At 70.9% G+C, this 7,225-nt stretch carries 10 protein-coding genes; 7 read left to right on the top strand and 3 right to left on the bottom strand.

What is annotated here, in order from left to right:
• The first annotated feature begins 18 nt into the window (after window positions 1–18).
• Entirely contained in the window at window positions 19–1,146 is a 1,128-nt protein-coding gene (locus NGJ44_RS21285; RefSeq protein ID WP_251865657.1) for a methyltransferase, read from the top strand.
• A 17-nt stretch (window positions 1,147–1,163) separates the two neighbouring features.
• Here the strand turns inward: NGJ44_RS21285 and NGJ44_RS21280 are convergent, their stop codons facing one another.
• The 3 genes from NGJ44_RS21280 to NGJ44_RS21270 are packed head-to-tail and all read right to left on the bottom strand — an operon-like array spanning window position 1,164 to window position 2,985.
• Window positions 1,164–1,862: a DUF1345 domain-containing protein gene (locus NGJ44_RS21280; RefSeq protein ID WP_251865655.1), complete on the bottom strand. Its 699-nt coding sequence runs from the start codon at window positions 1,860–1,862 to the stop codon at window positions 1,164–1,166.
• Window positions 1,863–1,888: 26 nt separating this feature from the next.
• Window positions 1,889–2,413: a chromate transporter gene (locus NGJ44_RS21275; RefSeq protein WP_053246183.1), complete on the bottom strand. Its 525-nt coding sequence runs from the start codon at window positions 2,411–2,413 to the stop codon at window positions 1,889–1,891.
• Entirely contained in the window at window positions 2,410–2,985 is a 576-nt protein-coding gene (locus NGJ44_RS21270) for a chromate transporter (RefSeq protein ID WP_053246182.1), read from the bottom strand. Before NGJ44_RS21270 ends, NGJ44_RS21275 begins: the two co-directional genes overlap by 4 nt.
• 128 nt (window positions 2,986–3,113) lie before the next feature.
• On the opposite strand from NGJ44_RS21270, the gene NGJ44_RS21265 reads away from it, so the two are divergent.
• From NGJ44_RS21265 to NGJ44_RS21240, 6 genes are all read left to right on the top strand, one after another.
• Window positions 3,114–4,061: a LysR family transcriptional regulator gene (locus tag NGJ44_RS21265; protein ID WP_251865653.1), complete on the top strand. Its 948-nt coding sequence runs from the start codon at window positions 3,114–3,116 to the stop codon at window positions 4,059–4,061.
• Window positions 4,062–4,098: 37 nt separating this feature from the next.
• A complete protein-coding gene (gene murI / locus NGJ44_RS21260; protein ID WP_251865651.1) occupies window positions 4,099–4,902 on the top strand; it encodes a glutamate racemase in 804 nt (267 codons plus the stop codon).
• 90 nt (window positions 4,903–4,992) lie between these two features.
• The gene (locus NGJ44_RS21255; RefSeq protein WP_053246181.1) at window positions 4,993–5,418 is read left to right on the top strand and encodes a universal stress protein; all 426 of its coding nucleotides are present in this window, start codon (window positions 4,993–4,995) and stop codon (window positions 5,416–5,418) included.
• A 16-nt stretch (window positions 5,419–5,434) separates the two neighbouring features.
• The gene (locus tag NGJ44_RS21250; RefSeq protein WP_251865649.1) at window positions 5,435–5,863 is read left to right on the top strand and encodes a universal stress protein; all 429 of its coding nucleotides are present in this window, start codon (window positions 5,435–5,437) and stop codon (window positions 5,861–5,863) included.
• A 114-nt stretch (window positions 5,864–5,977) separates the two neighbouring features.
• Window positions 5,978–6,427 carry an azurin gene (gene azu / locus NGJ44_RS21245; RefSeq protein WP_053246184.1) on the top strand — a complete coding sequence of 150 codons (450 nt, stop codon included), beginning with the start codon at window positions 5,978–5,980 and terminating at the stop codon, window positions 6,425–6,427.
• Window positions 6,428–6,501: 74 nt separating this feature from the next.
• Window positions 6,502–7,206, top strand: coding sequence for an SDR family oxidoreductase (locus tag NGJ44_RS21240; RefSeq protein ID WP_251865647.1), 705 nt, complete (start codon window positions 6,502–6,504; stop codon window positions 7,204–7,206).
• Window positions 7,207–7,225 lie beyond the last annotated feature (19 nt).

The following is a 7,225-nucleotide window of genomic DNA, read 5'->3' as shown; positions in this document are numbered from 1 at the left end:
GCCCTCCGGAGCGATGTCTTGACCGCCCCCGAACTCGTCTGGGAAGAAAGCGGCGGCGCGCGCCGCGCGCGCTGGCAATCCGAAAGCGGCGCCCCGGCGCCCCGGCGTGTGGCCGTGGCCGACGACCGCATGCCCGCCGACACGGCCTACCGGCTCGCCTGCGAAGGCACGGCGCTGCTGTGGCGCGGCGATTTCCACAACGCCCGCCAGCTCCTGCAGGCCATGGCGCGCCGCATCGACCGCAAGCCGCGCAAACCCGCGGCCACGCCGCGCGAGGCCTTCAACCAGCACCGCCAGGCGCAATCGCAGCGCGCCCGCATCCTGGGCATGCTGCTCATCCCGTTCGAGGCTGGCCATGCCATTGCCCTGCGCCGCGCGCCGGACGCGCGCCAGGCCTGCGAGGAAGCGCTGGGACCGGCCGACGCGCCCTACGTGGCCTCGCTGCGCGAGCTGCTGGGCCTGGTCGGCGCGCACGAATGGCGGCGCAAGGGCGTGGAGATCCCCGCGCTGGGCGCCCGCATCCATCCGCACTACGGCGTGTTCTCGCCCGTGCGCGGCGAGTACGTGGAACTGGCGGCGCGCGCGCCGCTGCCGCCGGGCGCCGAGGGAGGATCGGCTTTCGACATCGGCGCGGGCACCGGCGTGCTGTCGGCGGTGCTGGCGCGCCGCGGCGTGGCCCGCGTAACGGCCACGGACCTGGACCCGCGCGCCCTGGCCTGCGCCGCCGAGAACCTGGCCCGGCTGGGCCTGGAACACCAGGTGCGGCTGCTGCGCGCCGACCTCTATCCCGAAGGCCGTGCCCCGCTCGTCGTCTGCAATCCGCCCTGGCTGCCCGCGCGCCCCAGCTCGCCGCTGGAACATGCCGTGTACGATCCCGACAGCCGCATGCTGCGCGGGTTTCTCCAGGGCCTGGCATCCCATCTGGCGCCGGGCGGCGAAGGCTGGCTGATTCTTTCCGACCTGGCCGAGCACCTGGAATTGCGCAGCCGCGCGGAACTGCTCGAGATGATCGACGGCGCCGGCCTGCGCGTGGCGGGCCGCCTCGACACGCGCCCCGTGCACGGCCGGGCCCGCGACGCCGGCGATCCGCTGCACGCGGCGCGCTCGCGCGAGACGACCTCGCTCTGGCGCCTGGCGGCGGCCTGACGGCCCGGCTCGGCCGCCTACGCGCGGCCCGCCGCCACGTTGACGCTGATGGCGATGATGAACACGTTGAAGAAAAACGCGATCACGCTGTGGATGAGCACGGTGCGCCGCAGGCGCCGGTTCACGATCTGCACGTCCGACACCTGGAACGTCATGCCCAGCACCAGCGCGAAGTACGCGAAGTCCCAGTAGTCGGGCTCCTGGGTGCCGGGAAAGTCCAGTCCGTTGTGCATGGCGTTGCGGTGACTGTAGTAGCCGTGCGCGTAATGCAGGGCGAAGATCATGTTCATGTAGAGCCAGGACAGCACGATGGTGGACGCGGCGGCGACGATGGCCAGCACGCCCGGCGCGTCGCCTTCGGCGCGCAGCTCCACCCACAGCGCCATCATCACCATGCAGGAAAGCGCCACGCTGCTCCAGAGCACGCCGGCGCGGCCCACGTCCTGCTGCTGCGCCCGCACGCGCATCTGGGGCACGCTGGTGCGCCCGAACGCCCGCACGGTGACCACCAGGAACACCAGGGCCGCCGCGTCGAACCCCGTCAGCAAGGCCAGGCCGACCGATACGCCATAGGCCGCCAGGCCGCCCGCCGCCGCGGCGAACAGCAGCGCGCACACCACCAGGCGGCGGTGCGCGTGCCAGAACGGCAGACTGGGAATATCGGGAGGGGGCGCATCCGGGCCGGTTTCGGACGGCTTGGCCTGCGAGGACATCATCGGGCTCCTGTGGCGACCGCCCGGGATCAGGCGATGCCGAACAACCCGACCATACTGCCTGCAAACAGCAGCCACAAGGGATGGATGCGCGTGAAGCTGCCCAGGGCCGCCACGGCCGCCGTGATGGCGCCCAGCAGCCAGGTGTGCGCCGACGCCTCGGTGATGAGCGCGGCGCTGGCCGCCACCAGCCCCACGGTCATGGGGAAGATGCCGGCCTGGATCACGCCGCGCCAGGGGCGGTCCTTGAACCGCTCCCACAGGCCCAGGGCCGCGATGGTGATGAGCGACGAAGGGCCGAACTTGGCGATGGTGGTGACGAGCATGCCGGCCCACCCGGCCACGTGCCAGCCCACCAGCGTGACCACCATCAGGTTGGGGCCGGGCGCGGCCTGTCCCAGCGCGAACAGCGCGGAGAAATCCGCCGCGCTCATCCAGCCGTGCACCTCGACCACCTGGCGCTGCATTTCGGGCAGGATGGTGTTGCCGCCGCCGAAGGCCAGCACCGAGAGCTGGGAAAAGATCAGCGCGAGCGCGATGAGCGTCTGGATCATTGACGGCGCCTCCAGACCAGCAGAATGCTCAGCGGCGTGAGCACCGCCATGGTGGGCAGCAGCGGGACGCGCAGCACGGCGATCGCCACGAAACAGGCCAGCGCGACCACGCCCGACAACCAGTCGCGGCGCTGCAGCACGGGCAGCCCGATCTTCACGGCCATGGAAATCAGCAGGCCGGCCGCGGCCGCGGCCAGACCCGCGAACAAGTGCTGCACGTGCGGATCGTTCTGGAAGCGGTCGTACACCATGCCCAGCATGACCACGATGGCCGAGGGCGCCAGGATCAGCCCCAGCAGCGCCGCCAGCGCGCCGCGCGGGCCGCGGAATTTCATGCCCAGCGCCACCGACAGGTTGATGATGTTGCCGCCGGGCAGGAACTGGCACAGCCCCAGCAGATCGGTGAACTCCGGGCCGCTCAGCCAGCGGTGCTTCTCGACCACCATGCGGCGCGCCAGGGGCAGCGCGCCGCCGAAGGCGGTCAGGCCGAGCATCAGGAAACCGGAGAAGAGTTGCCCGCAAGTGGGCGGCGGCCGCAGGTCGGCCTCGACGGGGAATGCTGCGCTTTTCATGCTTCATGCCGGCGCGGGGCCGGTCGGTGGGTCCGGACGGATGGCCGGAAAGAACGAGACTCGCAGCCTACTCCTGACATTGGATAATGTCTAATATATGACAACGTAATTACTCATATTCAACCGATATGGCATCCGTGGACCTGCGCCTGCTGCGCTACTTCCTGGCCGTGGCCGAGGAAGGCCATCTCACCAAGGCGGCCGAGCGCCTGGGCATCCGCCAGCCGCCGCTCAGCCAGCAGATCCGCGTGCTGGAGGCCGAGCTGGGCGTGGCGCTCTTTCATCGCCTGCCCCGGGGCATGGAACTCACCGAAGGCGGCCGCGCCCTGCTGGAAGACGCCCGCCAGATCGTGAGCCTGGTGGACCAGGCGGTCGAAGGCGTGCGGCGCGTGTCGCGCGGCGAAACCGGCCGCCTCACCGTGGGCTTCACCGGCTCGGCCGCCTTCCATCCGTTCGTGCCCTCGCTCATCCGGCGCTTCCGCGAAAGCACGCCCGATGTCCGCCTGGAACTGGAGGAAAGCAGTACCGGCGAGCTGATGGACGCCGTGGCCCAGGGCCGCGTGGACGCGGCTTTCGTGCGGGGCGACTACGGCCCCGGCCACGGCATCGTGGCCGAACCGGTGCTGGAGGAAACCATGCTGGCGGCGTTTCCAGCCGGGCATGCGGCGCTGCAGGGCGGCGCGCGCCGGCATATCGCCCTGGCCGAGCTGGCGGGGGAATCCCTCATCCTGTACCGGCGCCACAGCGGGCCGGGCCTGTACGACGCCATCATTTCCGCCTGCGGGGCGGCCGGCTTCAGCCCGCGCGTGGCGCAGGAAGCGCCGCGCATCCTGTCCACGCTGAGCCTGGTGGCGGCCGGCCTGGGCGTGTCGCTGGTGCCCGCCTCGCTGCGCCGCGTCAACATCGAAGGCGTGGCCTACGTGCCGGTCAGCGAGCCGGCCTCGCTGCGCGCCCCGCTCAACCTGATCTGGCGCGACGCCGCCCCCTCGGGCGCGGTGCGCCGCCTCATCGCGGAAGTGCGGCGGCACCGCGCCGCGCTGCAAGCCGCCGGCGGCGCTACACTTGCCGCCTACTAGGGCGTGTCGGCACGCCCCGAGCCATTCCGTTGTTCCCATGCCTGCCCTACACCCCATCGGGGTCTACGACTCCGGCGTCGGCGGCTTGAGCGTGCTGCGCGCCATCCGCGACGCCCTGCCCGGCGAAGACCTGCTCTACGTGGCCGACTCGGCCCATGTCCCCTACGGCGAAAAATCCCCGGCGGCCGTCGCCGCCCGGGCCCGCGCCATCGCGGACCGCTTCGTCCGCCTGCGCGCCAAAGCTATCGTCGTGGCCTGCAACACCGCCACCGCCGCCGCCATCGGCGAACTGCGCGCCCTCCATCCCGGACGCATCATCATCGGCGTGGAGCCGGCCATCAAGCCCGCCGCCCACCTCACCGCGAGCGGCGTGATCGGCGTGTTCGCCACCACCGGCACCCTGGCCAGCCCGCGCTTTGCCGCGCTGGCGCAACGCGAGGCGCCCGAGGTCCGCATCCTCCTGAAACCCTGCCCGCAATGGGTGCGGCTGGTGGAACAGGGCGAGCTGGAGGGCGCCGCGGCCGACGCGGCCGTGCGCCAGCCGGTGCAGGAACTGCTCGCCGCGGGCGCCGACGTGCTGGTGCTGGGCTGCACGCATTTCCCTTTCCTGCGCGCCGCCATCCAGGCGGCCGCCGGGCCCGGCGTAACGCTGCTCGACACCGGCGCGCCCGTGGCGCGCTGGCTGCGCCACCAGCTGCAGACACGGCATTTGCTCAACCCCGCAACGGCCGGCCGCCTCGAGCTGGCCGCCACGGGAAATCCGCGGGCGCTGGCGCGCGCCGCGCGCGCGCTGCTCGGCCTGGACCTGCCCGTGCAGCCGGTGCCCGCCGCATGGTGCTGAACCGCCCGCGCTTTGCGCCGCCGCAAGCCCGCCGCCCGCGATTTCCGGTAAAGTCGGAAAGACGTCGGGTTTCCCCACGAGGCAATGGCGATGAAACGCATCTTGATTCCCACTGACGGATCCCAGGCGTCTCTGCACGCGGTGCAAGCGCTGCTGCAGGCGCGCCGCTACGATCCTGTCTCGCAAGTGGACCTGCTCACGGTGCAGCCGCCGCTGCCCGTCGGCCTGCTCGACCGCCCGCTGGCGCCCGAAGAACTCGACGCGCTGTGCCGCGAAACCGGCGAGCACGCGCAGCGCGAAGCCGCCCGCCTGCTCGACGATGCGGGTCTGCCCTGCAACCGCCGGGTCGAGCTCGGACCGCCCGCCGAAACCATCGCGCGCGTGGCGGCCGAGACCGGCGCCAATGAAATCTACATGGGCTCGCGCGGGCTGGGCTCGCTGTCCTCCGTGCTGCTGGGCTCGGTCGCCGCCAAGGTGCTGCGCCTGACGGAACTACCCGTCACCCTGGCCAAGTAATGCGCAAGGAGCGGACATGCTGAAGATCCTGGTTCCCGTGGACGGCTCCGAATCCAGCCTGCGCGCCGTGCGCCACGCCTGCGCCCTGGCGGGCGGCGCGCCCGCCGCCCGCCTCTACCTGCTCAACGTGCAGACCCCGCCGCGCGGACGCGCCGGCCTGTCGCGCATGATCACGCAGGAAATGATCGACGACTTCTACCGCCGCGAAGGCGAGGACGCGCTCAAGGATGCCCTCGCGCTGGCGCGCACGGCGCAAACGGCGCACACTGCCGAGGTGGCGCTCGGCAAGCCGGCGCAGGAAATCGTCGAACATGCGCGCCGCCACGGCTGCGAGCGCATCGTCATGGGCTCGCGCGGCAACGGCGCGCTGGCCGGCGTATTCCTGGGCTCGGTGGCCAACCAAGTGCTGCAGCTATCCGACCTGCCTGTCACCCTGCTTCGCTGAGCATCAGGCGCGGCGACCGCGCTTGCGCTGCGTCAAACGTCCGCCCCGCCCGCCGCGCGACAATGCCGGCAGCGGGCCTGTCCCGCATTCCGCACCTTTGGAGGCATGAACATGATGTTGAAGAAACTCGGCCTGGCCGCCCTGCTCGCCGCCGCCTGCTCGCCCGCGCTGGCCGCCGAATGCTCGGTGGACATCGCCGGCAACGACCAGATGCAGTTCGACAAGAAGGAAATCACCGTCAGCAAGCGCTGCAAGCAGTTCACGGTGAACCTCACGCATCCGGGCAAGCTGGCCAAGAACGTCATGGGCCATAACTGGGTGCTGACCCGCCAGGCGGACCTGCAGGGCGTGGCCACCGACGGCATGGCCGCCGGCCTGGACAACGACTACGTCAAGAAGGGAGATGCCCGCGTCATCGCCCACACCAAGGTCATCGGCGGCGGCGAATCGGATTCGGTCACGTTCGACGTCAGCAAGCTGGCCGCGGGCCAGGACTATGCCTATTTCTGCTCCTTCCCCGGACACTTCGCCGTGATGAAGGGCGTGCTCAAGCTGGCGGACTGATCCCGCCCGCGCTCCGCCGGGGCCGCGCCGCAGCCCTACAATGGCCGCTTCCGGAATCCCCGACAGGAGCAGGCATGAGCAACGAAAAAGTAGCAATCGTCACCGCCGGCGGCAGCGGCATGGGCGCGGCGGCGGCCCGCAAGCTCGCGGCCGACGGATACCGTGTGGCCATTCTGTCGTCTTCGGGCAAGGGCGAGGCCCTGGCCCGGTCGCTGGGCGGCCTGGGCGTCACCGGGTCCAACCGCTCGCCCGACGACCTGGCCCGGCTGGTCGACGCGACCCTGGCGCGATGGGGCCGCGTCGATGCCGTGGTCAACAGCGCCGGCCACGGCCCCAAGGGGCCGCTGCTGGAGATCAGCGACGACGACTGGCACCTGGGCATGGAGTTCTACCTGCTGAACGTGGTGCGCATCACGCGGCTGGTGGCGCCCGTCATGAAGCAGCAGCAATCCGGCTCCATCGTCAACATCTCCACCTACGCCAACTTCGAGCCGGAAGCGCTCTTTCCCACCTCGGGCGTATTCCGCGCCGGCCTGGCCGCCTTCGCCAAGGTGTTCGCCGACGAATACGCGCCGCACAACGTGCGCATGAACAACGTGCTGCCCGGTTTCATCGACAGCCTGCCCGAAAAAGAAGACCGCCGCTCGCGCATCCCCATGGGCCGCTACGGCAAGGCCGAGGAAGTCGCCGAGCTCATCGCCTTCCTGGCGTCGGATTCTTCCTCGTACATTACCGGCCAGAACATCCGCATCGACGGGGGCATCACGCGGTCGGTATAGCGGCGCGGCGACACGGCGC

Origin of the sequence: Achromobacter sp. Marseille-Q4962 (genome assembly GCF_943737005.1) — a bacterium.
GTDB lineage: Bacteria > Pseudomonadota > Gammaproteobacteria > Burkholderiales > Burkholderiaceae_B > Achromobacter.
This window is presented reverse-complemented; position numbering and strand designations above follow the sequence as displayed.